1 protein-coding gene is annotated in these 1,422 nt (G+C 38.4%); it reads right to left on the bottom strand.

What is annotated here, in order from left to right:
- Window positions 1-315: 315 nt before the first annotated feature.
- On the bottom strand, window positions 316-1,404 hold the full coding sequence (locus RJ01_RS15105) for an ArsO family NAD(P)H-dependent flavin-containing monooxygenase (RefSeq protein ID WP_026444402.1): 1,089 nt from the start codon (window positions 1,402-1,404) through the stop codon (window positions 316-318).
- Between the last annotated feature and the right edge of the window lie 18 nt (window positions 1,405-1,422).

Raw genomic sequence — 1,422 nt, 5'->3', positions numbered from 1 at the left:
TAAAATAAGGGAGCTAGCTCCCTTATTTTATTGAAATACTCACTATAAATGAAGCGCTTTTACAAGAAAAACTGTATAGATATCAATAATATTAAACAGCTTCCTAAGAAAACTTCTAATTTAATTATAAATTATGAAAGAGTTCCCTCTTTTTAGTGCAATTCATGAAATTAGGTTTAAATATCAAAAATTATGGCTTAATGAAGAGCATGATCTTGTAGACACTTTTAGTGAAATAATAATCAAAATATTGGAATGCTCCCAGTAGCCTAGACACAAAACCGATTCTAAAATTCTTATACTCGATATGGATAATTATTCTGAAAATTTTTTAGTATTAATTTCTTGTAGATAAGTGAAGATCTCATCTACTGTAGCTCTCGCTGTTCTAGAAACGCCAATTAATGTTGCAGATGCCATACCTGTCCAATCTCCATATCCAACTAACCACAAGTTAGGTAACTTAATAGACCTTCCATTTTGAACTTCTACAAAGTTATCTCGCTCTACTATATCTATACTTTTTAGATGATTTAATGAAGCCTTAAATCCAGTACACCAAATAATCACATCAATTTTCTCTTTTTTTCCATCTGGCCAAATAACTGCATCTGTAGCTAAAGATTGAAAAGGTGGACGGCTATGTAAGACTCCTCTATTCCTTGCCTCTTTGACACTATCGATCATCACAATATCACCTAGGCCACCTATTGGCTGGTCAACTTTTCTTCCTTCTTGTTGTACTTTTAAACGCTCAGTTGCTCTTAAAAACAGTACTCGACCATCGACATCATCAGGTAAAAATTGAGGCGGAGTTTTTGTGACCCAAATGGTTTCAGCAACTTGTGAAACCTCAGCGAGTATTTGCGCGCCCGAATTCCCCCCACCCACCACGATGACTTTCTTATCTTTAAATGAATCTGCATTCAGGTAATGGGCTGAATGTAACTGCGTGCCTTGAAAGTTTTCCTGTCCCGGATAATCAGGAATAAACGGCTGGCGCCATGTCCCTGTTGCACTGACCACCACCTTGGCTCGCCAAAACTTTTCTCCAGCATATACGTCTAAATACTTTCCCTTCGATTCCACACGATCGACATGTACTGGACGAACAATCGAAAATTGATATCTCTGTTCATAAGCCGATAAATACTGGATCACCTCATTTCGTGTTGGATAGGTCTGTTCAGTGATGGGCATCATCCAACCGGATAGAGAACTCCAGGTATTAGGAGAAAAAAGACGCAATGACTCCCAGGTATGCAGCCAGGCACCCCCCGCTTGATTTTGCTCATCCAATATAATGAATGGGATTTTCTTGCGCTTTAAAAAATAAGCGGTAGATAAAGCGGCCTGCCCACCACCGATAATGATCACATCAGTTTCAGTCTGTTTCTGGTTCAAAGCCTTCACCTTTTCCTT

The organism is Acinetobacter sp. YZS-X1-1, assembly GCF_000804305.1.
Classification (GTDB): Bacteria; Pseudomonadota; Gammaproteobacteria; order Pseudomonadales; family Moraxellaceae; genus Acinetobacter; species Acinetobacter variabilis.
The sequence above is the reverse complement of the archived record's forward strand: the minus strand, read 5'-3'. Positions and strand labels throughout refer to the sequence as shown.